This is a genomic window from Sphingomonas sp. AP4-R1 (assembly GCF_013113735.1).
GTDB lineage: Bacteria > Pseudomonadota > Alphaproteobacteria > Sphingomonadales > Sphingomonadaceae > Sphingomonas_I.
The window spans coordinates 5,181,168-5,200,747 of the sequence record NZ_CP053346.1 but is presented as its reverse complement, the minus strand read 5'-3'; the positions used below and the strand labels follow the sequence as shown (position 1 = coordinate 5,200,747).

Below are 19,580 nucleotides of genomic sequence, written 5' to 3'. Positions count from 1 at the left end.
AGGCCGACTAAGAGCGTTTAACCTGCGATCTCCGGTAGAAGCCGGCAACGTCGAAGAGCGGCTCCGGATCGCGCGCCTGGTTGGCGCGCCCCAATCATGATCGACCCGCAAGAAGATGAACGCAATCGGCCGCTCCCATCTCGTGAGCGCTTGCGAGAGCTGCTGTTCGATGCATGTCGGCTCGGCAGGTCAGATGTCATTCCAGCGCTCCTCCAAGCTGGCGCCGACATCGAAGGGCAGGATGCCCGCGGCTACACCCCTCTGATCCTTGCAAGTTATAACGGTCATGAACACGCGACCGAACTGTTGATTGAACTGGGCGCGCGTCCGGACGGGGCGGACGAGGCATCTGGGAATAGCGCGTTGATGGGTGTGGCCTTCAAGGGTCACCTCACAATAGCGCAAAAGCTTTTGAAAGCAGGGGCCGACCCGAATTATCGAAACGGCGCCGGACAGACGGCGCTCATGATGGCGGCCCTTTTCGGAAACGATGATATTATCGATGCGCTGCTCGAGGCTGGAGCAGACGCGGCTCATGTCGACGCGGCAGGCAACGACGCGGCCTCTTTAGCTGCACAGCAGAGAAATTTTCAACTCGCGGCTCATTTGGCTGGATGAAGCCGCATTACAGCACTCCCTCAGCAGCTCCGCGGCATGGGTCGATCAATCGCTCGAACCAGCGGAGCTTATACTCGAATTTGGGACCGGGCCGAGGACTGCCAGCTTGCTGGAGGAGGACGCCCCGCGTGCCATTGTTAGCTAACCTGATCCGCAGCCCATAGACTCCTGCCTTGTCGAGTCGTTCCGATGCGCCGGGTTCAGAGGGAAGTTGGCAATTCAGCCGAACGTGATGCGCCCTGAATTCAACAACGTAACGCTGTTTTAACGGGTCGTTGGCCATCAAGGCCCAAGACGGAGGGCGCCTTGCTTCAGCTTCTTTACATCAGCAGCGTGACAAGAGCTGCGAGCGACGAGCTTGTGGGAGAGATTCTAACCACATCCCGTCGTAACAATGCGGCTGCCGGCGTAACCGGATTGCTGTTGTACGATGGCAAGCGATTTCTTCAGGCCTTGGAGGGCAGCGAGACTGCGGTCTCGACAACCTACGAGCGCATTAAGCGCGACACCCGCCATCGAGGCATTGTGCTGTTAAGCTCGAAGATCGTCGAGACCCGCTCCTTTGGCGAGTGGTCGATGGCAGCCGAGAAGATCGCCCAAGCCGCAGGAACGACCATCCCGGTCCTCGTCGATCAGCTGACCGCCCGCGTAGCTGACGCGAACACCCGGGAAATAATCCGCGGTTTCGCACGGGTTCGCGCCGCCGCCTGATACTCTTCGCCTTCGGCCGCCTCATCTCCGGCACTTCCCAGTTTCGACAACTTCTCGACTTGTGCGGATCATCCTTGTCGATCGCATCGGCACCACCACCCTTGCTGGCGCCATCTCCGCTGGTCTTTTCCCGTTGCCGGTCATAGGCCATTCGACGTCTCCTCACCGCGCTTCAACGATGGCTCGCTGCCCTCACAGCTATCCAGATGCGCCGTGACATAGGCGCCGATCCCGGCCCGATCCGCGCCGGATGTCACGATATCCGGCGCGGGCGCGCTTGTGGGCCTAAGCCGCTAGAGCAACCGCCAGTGCCTGCCGCAATCGCGCGGGAGAACTGGGCTTGGGGCAAATTTGCGCTGACGGATAACGGCGCCGGAGGTCCCTCTCGTCCGCGTGCCCCGAATGAAAGATCAGCGGAACTCCGGCTTCATGAAGAAAGTCTGCTGCAGGAAATACGTCGCCATCCAACAACCGGACGTCGAGTATCGCGCAGGCCGGCAAACGCTCAGCAACGGCGGCAACCGCATCCGCGACGGTCTCGTAGGGCCCCAGTGCCTGATGACCGGCATCTTCGACAATGTGCTCCAGGTCGAATGCGACGAGCAACTCGTCCTCGACGATCATCACGTTTTTCACTCTTGGAACACCGACCCGGGAAGCAGAATTTCCAGGCAGTAACGCCCGTCATCACTCTTGCGATCCACATGCGCGCGAAGCTGACGTGCAGAGGTGCTGACTAACAGCGTTCCAAAGCCGCTGCCTGTGGACGTAGACGCAGAGGATGCGCCCGTTTCGGTCCAGCTCAAGCGCACATCTGAGCCGTCACGCTCCCAGCGAACGTCGATCGCGCCATGCTCGTCCGACAATGCACCGTATTTTGCAGCATTGGTGGTCCACTCATGAAAGATAAGCGCGAGGGGGGAAACGCAGGACCGATTGATCGCCAGCCGCGGACCATCGAGTTGCAGCCTCGCGCGTCCGTCATAAGGCGACAAGGTCTCTTGGAGGAGGGTGCTGAGCTCTATTCCCTCGCCCTCACCGGCAGGCGAGGCCAAAGAGTGTGCCACCCCAAGCGCGGCAATACGTTCACGCAGATCGTCCGACATCGACGCGACGTCCGAGTGGGAGCGGGCCGCGGCCGAGATCATGCCGCTCACGATCGCAAACAGGTTTTTGACCCGATGGTTCATCTCCCGCAGCAGGAGCGCGCGCGTGTCAGCGAGCGCATATTCCGCCGTGACGTCGATTGCGGCCCCGATCAAACGCTTTGGAGCGGAACCATCGACCGTTCGTCCGAAGCTCTTGATGTGGCGACGCTCGCCGTCTCGCTCGATCTGAAAAGTGAGCTCCAGCGGCTCGGGCCCATCGACCGAGCGCTTGAGCGCGATCTCAACATGGTCGCGATCGGCTTCGGTGATGCGGCGCATTACATCTTCCAGCTGGACATTGCCCTTTGCTGGCAAGCCGAACATGGCACGATTGGTAGCGTCGAGGATCAGCTGGCCGGTTTCGGCACAATAATCCCAGACGCCGATGCCCCCTGCGCGGACCGCTAGGTCCAGCCGCTCGCGTTCGGCTGCGAGCTCTCGTTCCATGAACAGTGCATCGGTAACATCGGTGAGCACCATGGTGACACCATCGGTTTTGCCGTGCTGAGTCCGATACGGTAGAACCTGTAGAGAGAGAGTGCGCGCGCCCTCGGTGATATAGACACGACGCCGGATCGGATCGGCGCCATCGGCTACGGCGCGGGCGTCTTCGAGATAATTTCGGTCGCTCAGGCGGCTCGTGACATCGGAGAGGCCGCGTCCACGGTCGCCCGGTTTCAGCGGGAATATCGTGGTGGCGGCCTCCGTAAAGCTGCGGATACGAAGCGCGCCATCGAGCACGACGACCGCAAGATCGGTGGACTCGAAGAAATTGCGGAGATCGGAATTCGCGACTGTGAGCTGATCGACTTTGTTTTTCAGCTCGTCATTGACCGTTGTAAGCTCCTCGTTGGTCGACTGGAGCTCTTCGTTCATCGACATCATTTCTTCGTTGGAACTCTTCAGCTCCTCATTCGCGGTCTCCAGCTCCTCAACGGTTGAGCGCAATTTATGCCGGACGAGGCGAAGTTCCTCCTCCAGCGTCTCCATATGATCGTCGCTGCCCTCAATCTCGATCAGGCCAGGCTCGTCGAGAGGTTCGAAGGCAGCGCTGTCGCGAAACACGAGCAGCGCGTTCGCGTCATCGAGTGGCTCGCAAATGACTTCGACCTGCTGCGTGCCATATTCCGATTGAACGGCGACATCCCTGGCGACGACGCGCTTGCCGGTGTCGCGCGACCGGCGAAGGAGCGGGCCCAAAATGTCGCGGAGACCGGGCCTCGCGAGCGACGTAGCACTGTTGCCCCCGCTGCGGGTAACGGGGAAGTCGAAATAGCGACTGAGCTTGCCGTAAGCCGAGATCACAGTGCCGTCTTGGCCAAGGACCATGGAGGGGGGGCCATATCGATCGGCAATCCGCTGGACGGCAAGACTTTCCGTGCTGACGCCCCGCGACCGGCGACTTTCAGTCAGCTCCGTTTTGCGACGGGTAGGAAGCCGCCCATGACCAGGAAGTTCGAGTGGATAACTCGGGCCCCCGGCTGACCGCGTGAAAATCCGGGCATGGTGGTCGACCGAAGGAAACAGATCCTCGAAACGACCAATGCTCTCCGAGGGACCCACAAACAGGAAGCCCTGCGGTTTCAGCGCATAATGGAGAATCGGCATGACGGCCTGCTGAAGGCGATCGTCGAAATAGATGAGCAAGTTCCGGCACGAGATGAGATCGACCTGCGAAAAGGGGGGATCCTTCACAACGCTGTGATTGGAGAACCGGATATTGTCGCGGATCTTGGACGAGATCGTAAATCGGTCGCGCTGAGGCACGATCCACTCATCGCGAAACGGCTGCGGAATGTCGGCCAGGGCAGAAGCCGGATAAGACCCCTCTCGCGCGATCGCGAGCATTTGCTCGTCGATATCTGTCGCGATGATTTGAAACGCAGCTGGGGAATTCGCCCGCTTGGCTGCATCGGCGAACAACATCGCGATGCTGTAGGCCTCCTCGCCACTCGAACAGCCCGGTATCCAAACGCGGATCTCTTCCTCGGGTGCGCGAGCCGCTACAAGCGGCACCACAACCTTCGTGCGGAGGGTTTCGAACATGTCCGGATCCCGGAAGAAGCGCGTGACGTTGATCAGAAGATCGCGAAACAGCGCTTCGCACTCGGCGGCGTCCGACGTGACCCGTTTCAGATAGGCGCTGCCGCTCGCGATGTTGAGCACGTGCATGCGACGCTCGACGCGTCGAACGAGCGTGGTGCGTTTGTAGCCGGAGAAGTCATGACCGATCGCATCTCTTAGCACCCGGCAAAGATCGTCGACGTGGTCGGCGACAAGTTCGGCCTGCTCCTCATCCGCGCCGCCATGCCGTCGGCTGAAAAAAGAGCGCAGGCAGTCGACGATCTCGCCGGGCTCTTTCACAAAATCGACCAGACCCGTTCCGACCGCTGACACCGGCATCCCATCATAACGGGCCGTCGAGGGTTCCTGCACGACGCAGACGCCGCCATTCTCCTTCACGGCGCGCAGACCCGTCGATCCATCCGCTCCAGTTCCCGAGAGAATGACGCACGCCGCGTTCGCCTGTTGATCGTTCGCGAGCGAGATGAAGAAATCGTCGATCGGTCGTCGCATGCCGCGCGGCTGCGCGAAATCGGTCAACTGCAGTCGACCGTCCTGAATCGCGAGACCGCGGCCCGGTGGAATGATATACACGCGATCGGCTTCGAGGCTCTCACCGCCCTCGCATTGCAAGACATCAAGCGTCGTGTGACGATCGAGCAGCTGCGCCATCATGCTTTCGTGCGTCGGATCAAGATGCTGGACGATAACGAACGCCATGTTCGTTGCCGAGCCGGCACCGGCGAGCATTTCGCGCAGCGCCTCGAGACCGCCGGCTGACGCACCGATGCCGACGACCGGCACCGAAGTGGAAGAGCGATCGTCGGCAGGCAAGGCGTCCGTGGTCGCGGCGCTCACAGGAACGAGGCGTCGTCGAGGTCTGCCAGCGTCAATTTTGCCTGCGCGATGACATTGGCTGTGTTGGCTATCGTCGTGAGCGTGCCTTCGACGATCAGCCCGCTCTCGGCGATGACCGGGCTGAGCCGGATGAGCGTGGAGCCGAGGTCGCGGTCATAGGCAGAGAGCAAATCTGGATGCGAGCGGCTGACGTCAAACTGAGATGCAAAAATGAAGCGCGTGTTGCCGCTCAGCGATCGCAGGCGCGACATGTAGAGAAGGTTGACGAACGGGGTACCGTCTTCCTTGAAGTTGATGATGGGTGTCCGGACATTGGGCTTCGCGTCATCGGCGAGAAACGCGCGCAGCGTCGCGCGGGCGCTCCCGTTTTCAGCCTCGCCTTGCAGGAACCGGCAATTGCGGCCGATGGCGTCAGAAGGCCGATATCCAGTCAAAGTGTAAAAGCTCTTGTTGACTAAGACGAGCTCGTGGTCGGCCACGGGCGATGCAAGTCCGAGCGCTACCGGCGAATTTTCGAAGAAAACGCGGATTTCGGAGGGAACTTCAGGCAAATCCAACTCACGTCTCCCGGTACCATCGCGCACGTCGCCCGCTCCAGCATGGCAAGCCGTCGATTGCTGCCACGGTCTGAAAGCCGGTCGCGAGCCGTAGCAAGGCAGGCCCGCAAACGCATCAGCCTAAACTGTTTTTGCGCTGAAAGCTCTAGATTGAGATCAGCTTGACAGCGGACCCTTTCAACCGGCGGCCGACCGCAAGGAGGATGGGCTGAAGCTCGGTCAACCGGCGTCGGGCGCCGAAGCCTATGGCAACCTCTGCGGCTGCTATCGACATCTGCGCGATAGGCAGCAAGGCATGACCCTTCACTCCTTCGGCTGTTGACGCGGAGCGATGGTCAATTGCTGGACGACCGCGCGCCGCGGTTGCGTCAGCAGGTAATGGACCCCGACCGCGATATCCTCGGCACGGAGCATTTCATCCCTTGCGATCATGGCCCGTTGTTCGTCAGCAGGAATATCGGGATATTGGAAATCCGCTCCGGTCTTGCCCGGCTCAACGAGGCTGACCTTGACACCTTTCGGCGCCAATTCCTTGCGAAGCGCCTCGGAGAAACCCTGAATGCCATATTTCATGCCGGCATAGACGGTCGATCCGGCGCCCAAAACATAGGCGCTCATTGATCCGATGAGGACGATGTCACCCTGATCCCCGAGCGTTTCGGCGGCCGCATGTGCGCACAGCAGGTAGGCGGTGAAATCCGTGGCGATGGCGTAGCGAAGCTCCGCCTCGCCCATCTCGGTCAAACCCTGGGCAGGCACGGCCGCATTGATGACGGCGATGTCCAGACCGCCCAGATAGGCGTCACCTTCCTTGAAAAAGCGCGTGATATTCTCAGGCTCTGAAAGATCGATCGCGAGCCCGCTCCCCTCGCCGACCTCGCGGATCCGCGCGAGGGCATCGTCCAGATGCACCGGATTTCGGCCACAGATAAAAACCTTGGTGCCGTAACTGGCCAACAAGACGGCGATCGCCCGACCAATGCCGGTGGTGCCGCCGCTGATGATGGCGCGCTTGCCCTGCAACGGGGGGCGGTCGGTATGCGCATCTGCGGATTCGGTCATCGCTGTCCCTGTTCGAATGAGAGGAGCTCTGGTTTGAGGCCTGCTGCTGAACGCGCCTGCGATCGCCGCGTTCAGTTCTTGCGCCACTTTGAGAGCGTGAGCTTCGACGTTGGCCGGGTCTCGGCCCCCATGCTGGCGTGTGCGGTCTGAAGAGACCAGCGCTTGCGAGCCGAGCTCATCGCGCAGACCGCATCGGACGGTATCCACAAGCGATAGTCGCGCATGTGCGCGTCGGCGGCGGTGAAGAGAACGCAGACATCGGCCGCCATGCCGGTCAGAACGAGCCGGTCGACGCCAAGCTTGGGTAAGAGGACGGGAAGGTTCGTCGCGTAGAAGCCCGAAAACTGTGGCTTGATGATGAAATAATCCCCGTCTCGCGGTGCCAAGGCAGAGACGATGTCGACCGCGCGCGCATTCTGCAGCGCGCGCTCGACCAGGCGAAAGCGCTCCGAATGCCATTCGCCAAAATTGTCGTTGATGTAGATGACCGGAATGCGCTGCCTGTCTGCCGCAGCCCGCAATTTCGCGATGGCTAGCGCCGCCGATCGGATGGCCGGCAGCATCTTGTCAGCTTCAGGAAATTCTAGGGTCGAGATCATGTCGATGATCAGCAGCGCCGATTGATCGCGTGGGGTATCGCGAAAGGGAGCCGTCGCCCTCGCACGGGCTTCTTGAGGCCGCTCTTTTACCGACATGGCTGTGTGACGCGCATGCATCCGTCCGGTTCCCCAATCATACGGTGGAGAAGATCGCGTCCCACTCTGAACGATCGCCGGCTCGCCGCGTTGAAATCACGATCAACAGGGGTAACCATCATGCCGAACGCGATCAGTCTCTTGAAAGCCGACCATCGCAAGGTCGAGGATTTGTTTTCCGACTACGAAAACGCCAGCGGTGCGGTCGCCAAGCGCAAGCTTGCCGAGCAGATCTGTTTGGAGCTCACCGTCCACACGCAGATTGAAGAGGAAATCTTCTATCCGGCCTGCAAAGGCAAGGTCGAGGCGGACCTGCTCGACGAGAGCTATGTCGAACATGACGGCGCGAAGGTGCTGATTGCCGAGATCGAGGGTGGGAAGCCCAGCGACGATTTCTACGACGCGAAGGTGACCGTGCTAGCCGAACAGATCAAACATCATGTTCATGAAGAAGAAGCCTTTCTGAAGGGCCTGTTCTCGCAGGCCAAGCGCAGTGACATCGATCTGGATGCGCTGGGTGCCGAGCTCGAAGCGCGCAAGGAAGAGCTTGTCAAAAAGTATAAGAAAAAGCTGCCGACGCCCGAAGCACGAACGTTCGGGACCGTGTCGCTGGCGAAGTGACGCAGGCAGGCTCTCCTTCGGCAGCATGGTGGGACACCGAGCTTGTGCCAATGGAGGCCAAGCTCATTTCCGAATTGCCTGATGACGGCTGGCAGTTCGAACCGAAGTGGGATGGTTTTCGGTGCCTTGCGCATTGCCGGGGCGCTGATGTCGCCTTGATCTCCAAATCGGGCAAATCGCTGGGTCGTTACTTCCCGGAGATGACCGACGCGCTGGCTGCCCTGCAGTTGGATGATGTCGTGCTCGATGGCGAACTTGTGGTCGCGCAGGGCGACCATCTCTCGTTCGGCGCTCTCCAGGCGCGGTTGCATCCGGCCGCGTCGCGGATCGAACGTCTGTCACGCGAGACCCCGGCCCAGCTTATCCTCTTCGACTGCCTGATGGCTGACGGCAAAAATCTGACGGCGTGGCCGCTGTCCCGGCGCCGGAAAAAACTGGAGCAAGTCCTCTCCCAAAGGCTCGGAGATCGCCTGCTCCTGTCGCCCTACAGCCTAGACCGGGAACAAGCGCTGGCGTGGCTCGCGCGATCGGGCAGCGCTTTGGATGGCATTATCGCGAAACGCCGTGAGGGACCGTATCGATGCGGCGAGCGCGCGATGGTCAAGTTGAAGGAGCGCCGCTCGGCCGACTGCGTGATCGGCGGCTTTCGCTACGAAACCGAGGGATTGCTCGTCGGATCGCTGCTGCTCGGCCTGTATGATCAGGCAGGAAGGCTCAATCACGTCGGCTTCTGTTCCGGCTTGTCGGACGACGAAAAACCCGCACTCACCAAAAAGCTGGAGAGGCTGATCGGCGCGCCGGGCTTCACTGGAAAAAGTCCGGGCGGAAAGAGCCGTTGGGCGACCGACCGATCCGTGAATTGGCAGCCGCTCAAACCAGAACTCGTTGTCGAAGTGCTTTACGACCAGGTCACCGACGATCGCTTTCGCCACGGCACACGTCTTTTGAGATGGCGCCCGGATAAAGCCCCCAAACAATGCGGCTCCGACCAGCTGCAGCGCGAACTGAAGCCCTCCGAGCTCGCGGACATCCTGGTCGAGTCTTCCTGAAAGGCAGCGCCTGTTGCACAGGCGCTGCCTTTCCCCTTAAGCCGGAAGTGGATCGAGGAACGCAGCCGCGTCGAGATCGACCTTCAGTTCGCGATCCCACAGCCGCAGCTTACCGCACAGATCAAGGAATGCATTTGCATCCTTGGCTCCATCAAGCGCCACGACACCCTCATCCATATCGTCAGGTGCGACCCCTGCCTTTTCCAGGAACGGGAGGGCGTCGGCCGTGAAGCCGATGAATTTCGCATGGGCATAGGCATCGCTGACGAAATCCTTGGCTGGCTTGTCGATCGCCAGCTGCGCTGCACCGTCCGCCGACACCACGATCGCGACCGCGTCGTAAAGCACCGAGGGGCCGCCATCGATTTTTTGCTGGCCTTCGATGACCGTGCCATCATCCAGTTGGGCACCGCCGATCTGCGGTGTAACTACCTCATAGACGGCCTTGGCCTTCTCGACCGCCTTGGTCAGGGCCGTCACGATCTTGGCGGACGCGCCATCGGTAACGAGGATCGCCAGTTTGCGCCCCTCAAAGCTGTTGGGACCACGGCGGATGATGCTCAACGCTTCTGAAGGCGGCAAGTCGATCGGTGGCGAGGCCGCTGCGATCGGATCGGGGAAGTTGCTCAGGCGCAACCCGGTCGCGACCGTTCGCGCGAGCTTGTCATCGATATTCCGCAGGTGACTGACCATCTTCTCGCGAATATCGACCCGCTGCACCTTCGACAGTTCGAAGACCAGCGCGTCGCCAATATGCTTCTGCTCGATCGACGTCTGAGAAAGGAAAAATTGGCGAGCCTGGCTGTAATGGTCGGCAAATGTCGCCGATCGCGCTTGCACCTTCCGGCCCGTCAGGTCTTCGGAGAAGTGACGGTAGCCGGCGGCAGGGTTCTCGCGCGGTCCACCCCAGCTGTTCGGCTCATAGTTTACGCGACCCCTCGGATTGCGCATCGCCATGTGGCCGTCCTGCTGGAAGTTCTGGACCGGCACCTTGGGGCTGTTGATCGGGATATGAGTAGAATTCGGGCCGCCCAGGCGCTTCAGCTGCGTATCGAGATAGGAGAAGTTGCGGCCCTGTAGAAGCGGGTCGTTCGTGAAGCCGATGCCCGGCACGACATTCTGCGTGCAGAACGCGACCTGCTCGGTTTCGGCGAAGAAGTTATCGACGACCCGGTCAAGCACGAACGATCCGATGCGGCGCACCGGAATTTGCTCTTCGGGAATGATCTTGGTCGCATCGAGAATGTCGAACTCGAATTTGTCCGCGAACTCATCGTCGAAGAGCTGAACGCCCAGGTCCCACTCGGGCGGCGATCCCATATTGATGGCGTCCCAGAGATCGCGGCGGTGGAAGTCGGGATCAGCGCCGTTGATCTTGACGGCCTCGTTCCACGTCACTGACTGAAGCCCCAGCTTCGGCTTGAAGTGGAATTTGACGTAGGTGCCTTTGCCCTCAGCATTGATCAGCCGGAAGCTATGGACCCCGAAACCTTCGATAAAACGGAAGGAGCGCGGGATGGTGCGATCCGACATGATCCACATCACCATGTGCATCGACTCAGGTGTCAGGCTGATGAAGTCCCAGAAATTGTCATGGGCAGTCTGAGCTTGCGGGAAACCGCGGTCGGGCGCCTGCTTGGCGGCATGAATGAGATCGGGAAATTTGATCGCATCCTGGATGAAAAACACCGGGATGTTATTCCCGACGATATCCCAATTACCCTCCTTGGTGTAAAACTTTGCCGCAAAGCCACGCACGTCGCGGGCGAGATCGGACGAGCCCTTATTGCCCGCGACGGTCGAGAACCGGACGAACATGGGCGTCTGCTCGCCGACCTCGGTCAGGATCTTAGCGGACGTGAATTCAGAAAGATTTTCGGCCAGCGTGAACGTACCATGCGCGCCGAAGCCGCGAGCGTGGACAACGCGTTCCGGAATGCGCTCATGATCGAAGTGAAAGATCTTTTCGCGAAAGTGGAAGTCCTCGAGCAAGGTCGGACCACGCTCCCCGGCCTTGAGGCTGTTCTGATCGTCGGCAACCGGCACGCCCTGCTGGGTCGTCAGCGTCTCCTCGGGGCTGCTCGCCAGCTGATGCGTCTCGCCGCCTTCACCCGCTGCAGTTTCGAACGTCGGTCCCGCGTGGTCTTTGCGGTCGTTGGTGCCCGGTCGCTTGGCCATGAATGCTCCTGTCCTGAAGCATGTCAAAACCAGGGGAAACATGGGAGGTTGCGATCCAAGCGGTCGGACAAACCCATGTTAGGACGTTTTGAAGGCCCCTCACCGGCACGAACTTGGCCCTTTGCGCAGCTTGAGCGTTGACCGTTCGATGCAGGAGATTTGTCATGGCCGATGACAAGCAGCCCATGCAGGCGGATGGCGCAGGCTCGAAGGATCGCGAGGCGCCCATGCCGGGTGTGCGCGGCGCTGGAGAATCCGGCGGCGGTGCCTATCCAAACCCCCATACGGACAAATCGCCCACGTCGGATTTTCTCGGCCACGGCGGCCAAACCGAGGTCGAGCAGAAAGCACCCGGCAAAAAGCTCGGTGAGCTCGGCAAGGCTTAGAACCGCCAACGTCAGCGATTGACCCTCGTTTAATGCTGTCTCGCTTAACGCACATGGCGAAGGGCGATATCGTCGCGCGGGTTCGCCAGCTTTTCAACGATCAAGAAAAAGGGGAGAGGCCCGTCGAGCGGAGCGCCAACGCGCTGTTCGCATCGACATCGATGATCTGGCGTGTTCACGGCGATGTCACATCCATGATGGTGGGTGGCATCTCCGCCTTGCTCCTCCAGATGCTTCACCCCGCCGTTCTCGCCGGCGTGTGGGACCATTCCAACTTTCGGTCCGACATGCTCGGCCGTCTGCGTCGGACGGCGCGCTTCATTGCGTTGACGACTTACGGCGACAGGGAGCTCGCTAACGCTGCGATCGAACGCGTTCGCGCCGTCCATAGCACGGTCGCGGGCGTCTTGGCGGATGCCACGGCCTACCGAGCGGATGACCCGGCCCTCCTGGCGTGGGTTCATGTCAGCGAGGCAACTAGCTTTCTCAATGCCTGGCAACACTATGGCGACCGACCTTTGTCGCTTGCCCAGCAGGATCGGTACTTCGCCGAATTTGCGCGCGTCGCGATCGCAGTCGGTGCCGATCCCGTGCCCACCTCGCGCGCGGCCGCGCTCGATTTGATCGGGAGCATGCGCGCCTCGCTTCACGCCGACGCACGAACGCGTGAGGTGTCACGCCTCGTGCTGGAGCATCGGCCGGACAACCCGCTCGCAATCCCGCTCTATGCCATGACCGCGCAGGCGGCTGTCGACCTGTTGCCGGCCTGGGCGCGCCGGATGCACGGTCTCAACCGCACCCCAGCGCTTCTGCGCCCGGTCGTTACGGGCGGTGCGCTTGGTCTTGCCAGCACGTTGCGATGGGCGTTTTCGGAGCCAGTCGCTTAGCGCTTCTTCTGCTGGACGCGCGGCTTTGGAAGGGTGGTCGGCGTTTTTGCGTCCCCCGACGATGCCGACTTTCGAGAGACAAGGAGAGCCAGACCAAGTGTGACTGCCAAACCTGCAACGACGGGTACCAGCGGTCCGCGGCTGATCGGGGCGTAGAGGCTGAACGTCCGACCTGACTCATGGAGCGATCGTTCGCGGGCCTCGGCACGTGCGGCATCGAGATTGTCGCTTGTCGTCTTTTGCCGTTTCGGATCGGACAGCAGCGGCGCGACCGCGCCACCGAAGCGGGCGTAGAGGCCTGGAAAGTGCGTCGCGGCCAGCGCCTGCAGACGCCCCACGCCGCCAACGGTAACGTCAAGGCGCGGCTTCTCCGCAGCATCGAGGATGGCCTCAGCGACCAGGTCGGGATCGTAGACGGGGGGAGGGATGAGCGCCTCGCCGTCCTGATGGTTGGCGGCATGCTCTGCGATCGGCGTGTTCGTGCCGGATGGCTTGATGAGCGTGACCGAGATGGGCAGGCGCTCGGCGTTGATCTCGATGCGGAGGGACTCGATATAGGCCTTCGCCGCATGCTTTGAAGCCGCATACGCGCCCATGATCGGAGACGGGAAGTCCGACGCGATCGAGCCGACGGTGATCAGCGCACCGCCGCGGTCGCGCAGATGCCTCACGCCGTTCAACGCACCGTGAACTGCTCCGAAATAGTTGGTCTCGATAAGTCGCTCGTGTTCATGAGCCGGCGTGTCCACCAGCTTCGCGTAAATCGCGACGCCCGCGCAGTTCACCCAGGTGTCGATCCGACCGAAGCGTTCGACGGCCAAGCCTGCGGCTGCCTCGACCTCAGCCAGAACGCCGACATCGGCGACCGCGTAGGCAGCGCGTGCGCCTCCCGCCTGGATACCCTCGACGATGGAGGAAAGCGCCGCCTCGGTGCGGGCGACGAGCACGACCGCAGCGCCCCGCCTGGCGGCTGCGCGGGCAGTAGCGAGGCCGATCCCGGAGCTGGCGCCCGTGATCAGGACCACCTGTTCGGAAAGCGGCTTCAAGCGGACTGTCATTCGGAATCCAGATCCTTAAGCTGCTTGATCTGGTGCATTGGGCAGCCGTTGGTGCGACTGCGAAAGCCGCCGGAGAATTCGTAGGCCTGTTGCCGAGCGCGGTTGATCGAACCGAGGGGTTGATGAGCCGCCAAGCCATGCCACGGGCTGAAGTAAAGGCTGTCTTCCTCGCGATCGCTGCGGCCGTGCTCCCACGCCACCTGCGGTTCGACGCGGAGCGTCGCAACGGTCTGGAAGGGGCTTTCCTTATCATCCCAGGGCTTGGTCGGATCCTCGACGGGCATCGTTTCCAGGTCGCGGCAAAGTTGCACCCGCAGTTCCCAGGTCCCACCCTGCTCGGCGATCACCTCGCGAACATCCTCGCGCAGGGCGTCCGGTCGATCGCTGATGTTGACCTTAGCGCCAGTCACTTCGGTCAGTCCGGCCGAGATTGGCACGAGTGCAAACTTCGCGATGTATTCGCCGTAGCGGTAGGCGGTCTGCGAGAAATAGGTCTCGCCGAGCGGATGGACTTCGGGGGCGCCGCCGAGCTGCGACAGCAGGACCGAGCTGCCGCCGACCGCCTCGAGCGCACCCTCGAGCACGCGCAATGTCGCCGACCAGGCTTTCTTCAGGCCTTCGCCCTTGTCGGTCGTGGCGGCGAGCAGCTTCAAATTCTTCAGAAACGCGGCAGGGGTCGGGGCGCCGAACACCGGGCCGTTGACCATCAGGAAGTCCTGGTCGCCGTCGTCCGATCGGGGCAGACGCTCGCCGGGAACCCCCAGCACCTTCAGCGCAATGCCGCGCGGCGCGCTGACTCCGTCATCGAGAATGTCGCCGGGCGCCGTCGATATGCGAAGCACCGTCTCATAGGTTCCGGGATTTGCGAACAGGCCCTGGGCCAGCTCCACGGGAAGTGCGTCGGAAACGGTAAGCGATCCGCGTACGATGCCGTGGCCCTTGGCATGGACGCCACGGACGGCCCGCCCATAGTCGCGGGTCGTGGTGTCCATGATCTTCTGAAACGTCTGTTCCAGACCTTGGATGGCTTCCGCCTCGTCCGGTGACGGCTGTTCGACGGAAGCGGCGTAGCGGATGGGCGATGCGGTCATGCTGGATCTCCTTGGCAGATCGCACAGCTATCCAGCCGCCCGGACCCAATGACCGCGCGTCCTAAATACTTGTCACGACTAGATTTCGGTAAGGAAACGAGCGGAACTCCCGGGTGTTCCGGACGCTTTGACCGACAGATCCCAGGAGACAGCGATGCCCGGAACAGCGGACGACGACGCGCCGATTGCGACGTCGAAGCGGCATGATGCCGCAACGGACCTCACCGACAGCTTGATCGATGGAAAGGGCGGCGCAATCACCGCGCGTGCCGTGACGATCAATCGTCCGGCGGCCGAGCTCTATGCCTATTGGCGTGACCTCTCGAACCTGCCCAGCTTCATGGACAATGTCGTGTCGATCGCGCCGAACGGCGATCGTTCGCATTGGGTCGTCAAGGCGCCCGGAGGCAAGACCGTCGAGTGGGATGCGCGCATCACCGAGGACCGGCCGAACGAACTGATCGCCTGGGCATCGGAGGAGGGTGCGGACGTATCCAACAGCGGCCGTATCGAATTTCGGGACGCCGGCGCCCGCGGTACGGTGGTGACGGCGACCATCGCCTATGATCCGCCAGCCGGCGTGATCGGCAAGGTCATCGCCAAGATGTTCCAGCGCGAGCCCGCGATCCAGGCGCGTCGTGACCTCCGGCGCTTCAAGCAGCTGATGGAAACCGGTGAGATCGCGACGTCGTCGTGGACCAAAAAGCAGTTCGAAGAAGAGAGGGCCTGATCGATGCGCGCACTTGCCTGGCACGGTAAACACGACGTCCGCGTCGACACGGTCGACGATCCGGAGATCCTCAACCCGCGCGACGCCATCATCAAGGTGACGTCAACCGCGATCTGCGGGTCGGATCTTCATCTCTACGACGGTTTCATCCCGACGATGCAATCGGGCGACATCCTCGGTCACGAGTTCATGGGTGAGGTCGTCGAGGTCGGCCCCAAGTCTAATCTCAAGAAAGGTCAGCGCGTCGTGGTGCCGTTCACGATGGCCTGCGGCAGCTGCTATCATTGCGGCAAGCATCAATATTCAGCGTGCGACAATGCGCTGCCCGCCGACAACCAGGACATCGCGCAGGAACTCTACGGTCAGCCGATGAGCGGCCTGTTCGGCTACAGCCACATGACTGGCGGATATGCCGGCGGTCAGGCGGAATATGTCCGCGTGCCTTTTAGCGATGTCGGCCCTATCGTCATTCCCGACGGCATCGAGGACGAGAAGGTGCTGTTCCTGTCCGACATTCTGCCGACTGGCTGGATGGCGGCGGAGAATGCGCAGATCGAACCGGGCGACACGGTCGCTGTCTGGGGCTGCGGGCCCGTCGGCCTGTTCGCGGTTCAGTCCGCCTTCCTGATGGGCGCCGAGCGCGTGATCGCGATCGATCATTTCCCGCACCGGCTGGAACTGGCGAAGAAGTTCGGGGCGGAGACGATCAACTTCGAAGAGACGGCGACATATGAGGCGCTGATGCTGATGACGGGCGGGATCGGTCCTGATGCGGTGATCGACGCGGTAGGCCTCGAAGCCCACGGCTTCTTCGTCGATAATGTGCTCGACCAGGTGAAGAAGACGCTGATGCTGGGCACCGATCGACCGCACTCGATCCGTCAGGCGATCATCGCCTGCCGCAAGGGTGGCCGCGTCTCGATGCCGGCCGTCTACGGCGGCTTTGTCGACAAGTTTCCGCTTGGCGCCTTCATGGAGAAGGGCCTGACGCTGAAGACCGGGCAGACGCACGTCCAGCATTACATGCCCGCGCTGTTGGCCGCGATTCTCGAAGGCAAGATCGATACGACCTTCCTGATCTCGCACCGGCTCGACCTCGAGCAGGCGCCGGAGGGCTACAAGATGTTCCACGACAACCAGAATGAGGTGACCAAGGTCGTGCTGAAGCCCGGCCTCAGCATCGCCGCCTGACACGGAGAAGAGACATGGCGAAATTCGCGATCATCACCGGCGCCTCGACCGGTATCGGCTTCGAACTGGCGACGCTGGCGGCCAAGGATGGCTACGATATTCTGGTCGTGGCCGACGAACCGCTGATCAATGCGGCGGCCGATGATTTCAAGCAGTTCGGCACGCAGGTGACCTCGGTCGAGGCCGACCTTTCCACGATCGAGGGCGTCGACAAGCTGCTCGCTGCCGCAGAGGGCCGGCAGATTGATCTGCTTTGTGCCAACGCCGGGCATGGCTTGGGGCACGCCTTCCTCGATCAACAGGTCGCGGACTGGCGGCATGTCATCGACACCAACATCACCGGCACGCTGTATCTGATCCAGAAGGTGCTCGTTGGCATGGTCGCGCGCAACGACGGAAAGGTGCTCGTGACCGGCTCCGTTGCTGGTTACGTTCCCGGTGCCTTCCAGGCGGTCTACAATGGCAGCAAGGCCTTCGTGGACAGCTTCACCGAGGCGCTGCGCAATGAGATCAAGGACAGCGATGGCGTGACGCTCACGACGCTAATGCCGGGCCCGGTCGAGACCGAGTTCTTCGCGCGCGGCGAGATGCTCGACACATCGGTGGGTGCCGACCCGAACAAGAGCGATCCCGCCGACGTCGCCAAGGACGGATGGGACGCTGTCATGTCCGGCAAGGCGTCGATCTTCTCTGGCTGGAAGACAAAGCTCCAGGGGGTGCTGGCCAACGTGACGCCCGGCTCGGTACTCGCCGAACAACATCGCAAGATGGCCGAGCCCGGCAGCGCGAATCCGGACGAATAAAGGGCAAGAGCCAATCGCGCGGCGATGCTCTTGATCCGGACCGGACCCACTTGCCCAAGCGCAGCGTTCGGCGACCATGCAATTTGTCTTCATCAGCGTGGCTTTAGCCGCAGGCATCGCGAGCGCTTTTCAGTCTGGATCAAATCAGACGCTGCAGAGGGCTCTCGACGCGCCGCTTTGGGCCGCGGCACTGGTCGCGCTGGTGACAGCGGTCACCTCGATTGCAGTCGTTCTCGTTTCCGGTGAACGCCTGCCGGCGGCGAGTGCCGCCGGGACGGCGCCTTGGTGGGCTTGGACCGGCGGCATCCTTGGCGTCGGCTTCGTGCTCGGAACAGTCTATGCGGCGCCAAAGCTCGGCGCCGGTCTCTTCATGGCCTGCATCGTCACCGCCGAGGTGCTGACGGGGCTGATACTCGATCATTTCGGTCTGCTTGGCTTCGACGTCCATCAGGCCGGCTGGGGGCGATTCATCGGAGGCGCGCTTATGATCGCCGGTTTGTCTTTGATCGCGATTTTCTAAGCGTGCTCTCAAAAGCGCGCGATCTGACCCTATCGCTTCTGGACCGGCGAGCGGAGTTCGCAACGATTCGCCCCAGCGAAGTGGCGAAGGCGATGGCTGGCGGTAACGAGCAGAGCGCTACTGCATGGCGGGCTCAGATGCCGGCAGTTCATGACGCCGTTGATCGCCTTCTGGCGGACGGCTTGGTCCGTCTAACGTGGAAGGGGCGGGAGTTGCCAAGGCGTGACGGCCCCTACCGGATCAGCAAGACGCGGGATCGCGCATGACGGCGCAGACCCTCTGGTCATCAACCGAACAGGACGCGCAAGAGACTGCCAGGGTCATCGTGATCGGCGGTGGCCCTGCCGGGCTGACAGCCGCCATCTATCTCGCGCGGTTTCACCTTGATGTGATTGTGATCGATCGGGGCGGAAGCCGCGCATCGATGATCCTTAAAACGCGCAACCATGCGGGTTTTCCCGGCGGCATCTCGGGCGAGGATCTCGTGCGACGCATGCGTCAACAGGCCGAACTTTATGGCGCGCGCATGATCGATGCCGAGGTGAACCGGATAGAGCAGCGCGGGGAGGGGTTCGAGGTGCGCACCCACCATGAAACCTACGCTGCGTGCGCCGTCCTGCTGGCGACCGGCGTTTCGAACAACCGGCCCAAGATGGATCCGACGGTGCACGACGACGCGCTGAAGCGCGGTCTTCTGCGCTACTGCCCGGTTTGCGATGGTTATGAGGTGACCGATAAGCGAGTGGCCGTCATCGGGTCGGGGGCCCACGGAGCGAAAGGAGCCTGCTTCCTGCGCAGCTTTACCGCCGATGTGACACTCATCGCGTCCGACAGGCCGCATGATCTCGACGCGCACGTGCGCGCTCGTCTTGCCGCCGCCGGCATTTCCGTAATCGATGGCCCCTGCACGAGAATTGCGCTCGAAGGGGACACCATCGCGATGACGGCGTCCACCGGCAGGCTGCGGTTCGACACAGCCTATCCGGCGCTCGGGTCACGCATCCACTCCGACCTCGCAAGGCCGCTGGGCGTACAGATGAGTGATGACGGCTGCATGGTCGTCGACCGTCACCAGCGGACGGATCTCCCCGGTCTGTACGCCGCCGGCGACGTCGTATTCGGGCTGGACCAGATCAGTCATGCAATGGGCGAAGGAGCGTAGCCGCCACGACCATACGCAATGACCGCGATGAGCACGCACCGCTGCGGCGTTAGCGAGTAGGTTCGATCCTCGGCGGCCTGCTGCGACAAACCCGTAAAAAGCCTTGATTTGAATTAGTAAGGAGGAACGGCGGCAGGCCTGACCCGTTCGTTCTGGCTAAACAAGAGGAGCTACGTCCTCACTTCTGGGAG

19 protein-coding genes and 1 pseudogene are annotated in these 19,580 nt (G+C 61.7%); 12 read left to right on the top strand and 8 right to left on the bottom strand.

Features of this window, described 5'->3' with window-relative positions; genetic code table 11:
- The first annotated feature begins 96 nt into the window (after nucleotides 1-96).
- Both HL653_RS23555 and HL653_RS23550 read left to right on the top strand, forming a co-directional pair.
- Nucleotides 97-618 (top strand): ankyrin repeat domain-containing protein, encoded by a 522-nt coding sequence (locus HL653_RS23555; RefSeq protein ID WP_171746643.1) that lies wholly within the window; start codon nucleotides 97-99, stop codon nucleotides 616-618.
- 306 nt (nucleotides 619-924) lie between these two features.
- The gene (locus HL653_RS23550; protein WP_171746642.1) at nucleotides 925-1,329 is read left to right on the top strand and encodes a BLUF domain-containing protein; all 405 of its coding nucleotides are present in this window, start codon (nucleotides 925-927) and stop codon (nucleotides 1,327-1,329) included.
- A 285-nt stretch (nucleotides 1,330-1,614) separates the two neighbouring features.
- On the opposite strand, the gene HL653_RS23545 is transcribed toward HL653_RS23550, so the two are convergent.
- The 5 genes from HL653_RS23545 to HL653_RS23525 all read right to left on the bottom strand — a co-directional run bounded on the left by HL653_RS23545 (nucleotide 1,615) and on the right by HL653_RS23525 (nucleotide 7,734).
- On the bottom strand, nucleotides 1,615-1,953 hold the full coding sequence (locus HL653_RS23545; protein WP_171747237.1) for a response regulator: 339 nt from the start codon (nucleotides 1,951-1,953) through the stop codon (nucleotides 1,615-1,617).
- A gap of 8 nt (nucleotides 1,954-1,961) precedes the next feature.
- The gene (locus HL653_RS23540) at nucleotides 1,962-5,399 is read right to left on the bottom strand and encodes a CheR family methyltransferase (protein ID WP_367613580.1); all 3,438 of its coding nucleotides are present in this window, start codon (nucleotides 5,397-5,399) and stop codon (nucleotides 1,962-1,964) included.
- Entirely contained in the window at nucleotides 5,396-5,983 is a 588-nt protein-coding gene (locus tag HL653_RS23535) for a PAS domain-containing protein (protein ID WP_253717369.1), read from the bottom strand. The genes HL653_RS23540 and HL653_RS23535 overlap by 4 nt, the downstream gene beginning before the upstream one ends.
- A gap of 276 nt (nucleotides 5,984-6,259) precedes the next feature.
- Nucleotides 6,260-7,018, bottom strand: a complete 759-nt coding sequence (locus HL653_RS23530; protein WP_171746641.1) for an SDR family oxidoreductase — start codon at nucleotides 7,016-7,018, stop codon at nucleotides 6,260-6,262.
- Nucleotides 7,019-7,089: 71 nt separating this feature from the next.
- Nucleotides 7,090-7,734, bottom strand: coding sequence for an isochorismatase family cysteine hydrolase (locus tag HL653_RS23525; protein WP_253717367.1), 645 nt, complete (start codon nucleotides 7,732-7,734; stop codon nucleotides 7,090-7,092).
- 99 nt (nucleotides 7,735-7,833) lie between these two features.
- Between HL653_RS23525 and HL653_RS23520 the strand changes: the two genes are divergently transcribed.
- Both HL653_RS23520 and HL653_RS23515 read left to right on the top strand, forming a co-directional pair.
- Nucleotides 7,834-8,334: a hemerythrin domain-containing protein gene (locus HL653_RS23520; RefSeq protein WP_171746640.1), complete on the top strand. Its 501-nt coding sequence runs from the start codon at nucleotides 7,834-7,836 to the stop codon at nucleotides 8,332-8,334.
- Between the two features lie 50 nt (nucleotides 8,335-8,384).
- Entirely contained in the window at nucleotides 8,385-9,383 is a 999-nt protein-coding gene (locus HL653_RS23515; RefSeq protein ID WP_171746639.1) for an ATP-dependent DNA ligase, read from the top strand.
- 36 nt (nucleotides 9,384-9,419) lie between these two features.
- On the opposite strand, the gene HL653_RS23510 is transcribed toward HL653_RS23515, so the two are convergent.
- Entirely contained in the window at nucleotides 9,420-11,561 is a 2,142-nt protein-coding gene (locus HL653_RS23510; protein ID WP_171746638.1) for a catalase, read from the bottom strand.
- A gap of 164 nt (nucleotides 11,562-11,725) precedes the next feature.
- On the opposite strand from HL653_RS23510, the gene HL653_RS23505 reads away from it, so the two are divergent.
- Nucleotides 11,726-11,947: a hypothetical protein gene (locus tag HL653_RS23505; protein WP_171746637.1), complete on the top strand. Its 222-nt coding sequence runs from the start codon at nucleotides 11,726-11,728 to the stop codon at nucleotides 11,945-11,947.
- A 53-nt stretch (nucleotides 11,948-12,000) separates the two neighbouring features.
- Nucleotides 12,001-12,834, top strand: a complete 834-nt coding sequence (locus HL653_RS23500) for an oxygenase MpaB family protein (protein WP_253717366.1) — start codon at nucleotides 12,001-12,003, stop codon at nucleotides 12,832-12,834.
- Here HL653_RS23500 and HL653_RS23495 read toward each other — a convergent pair.
- Nucleotides 12,831-13,880, bottom strand: coding sequence for an SDR family oxidoreductase (locus HL653_RS23495; RefSeq protein WP_253717365.1), 1,050 nt, complete (start codon nucleotides 13,878-13,880; stop codon nucleotides 12,831-12,833). The genes HL653_RS23500 and HL653_RS23495 overlap by 4 nt on opposite strands.
- A gap of 8 nt (nucleotides 13,881-13,888) precedes the next feature.
- Nucleotides 13,889-14,983, bottom strand: coding sequence for a catalase family protein (locus tag HL653_RS23490; RefSeq protein ID WP_171746634.1), 1,095 nt, complete (start codon nucleotides 14,981-14,983; stop codon nucleotides 13,889-13,891).
- A gap of 154 nt (nucleotides 14,984-15,137) precedes the next feature.
- Between HL653_RS23490 and HL653_RS23485 the strand changes: the two genes are divergently transcribed.
- The 6 genes and pseudogenes from HL653_RS23485 (at nucleotide 15,138) to HL653_RS23460 (ending at nucleotide 19,442) form a co-directional block, all read left to right on the top strand.
- The gene (locus HL653_RS23485; RefSeq protein ID WP_171746633.1) at nucleotides 15,138-15,713 is read left to right on the top strand and encodes an SRPBCC family protein; all 576 of its coding nucleotides are present in this window, start codon (nucleotides 15,138-15,140) and stop codon (nucleotides 15,711-15,713) included.
- A 3-nt stretch (nucleotides 15,714-15,716) separates the two neighbouring features.
- Entirely contained in the window at nucleotides 15,717-16,904 is a 1,188-nt protein-coding gene (locus HL653_RS23480) for a zinc-dependent alcohol dehydrogenase (RefSeq protein WP_171746632.1), read from the top strand.
- 14 nt (nucleotides 16,905-16,918) lie between these two features.
- Nucleotides 16,919-17,707: an SDR family oxidoreductase gene (locus HL653_RS23475; protein ID WP_171746631.1), complete on the top strand. Its 789-nt coding sequence runs from the start codon at nucleotides 16,919-16,921 to the stop codon at nucleotides 17,705-17,707.
- 76 nt (nucleotides 17,708-17,783) lie between these two features.
- Nucleotides 17,784-18,227, top strand: coding sequence for a DMT family transporter (locus tag HL653_RS23470; RefSeq protein ID WP_171746630.1), 444 nt, complete (start codon nucleotides 17,784-17,786; stop codon nucleotides 18,225-18,227).
- Between the two features lie 2 nt (nucleotides 18,228-18,229).
- On the top strand, nucleotides 18,230-18,493 hold the full coding sequence (locus tag HL653_RS23465) for a DUF3253 domain-containing protein (protein ID WP_171746629.1): 264 nt from the start codon (nucleotides 18,230-18,232) through the stop codon (nucleotides 18,491-18,493).
- Nucleotides 18,490-19,442 (top strand): annotated as a pseudogene (locus HL653_RS23460) (NAD(P)/FAD-dependent oxidoreductase). Before HL653_RS23465 ends, HL653_RS23460 begins: the two are co-directional and overlap by 4 nt.
- Nucleotides 19,443-19,580: the final 138 nt, after the last annotated feature.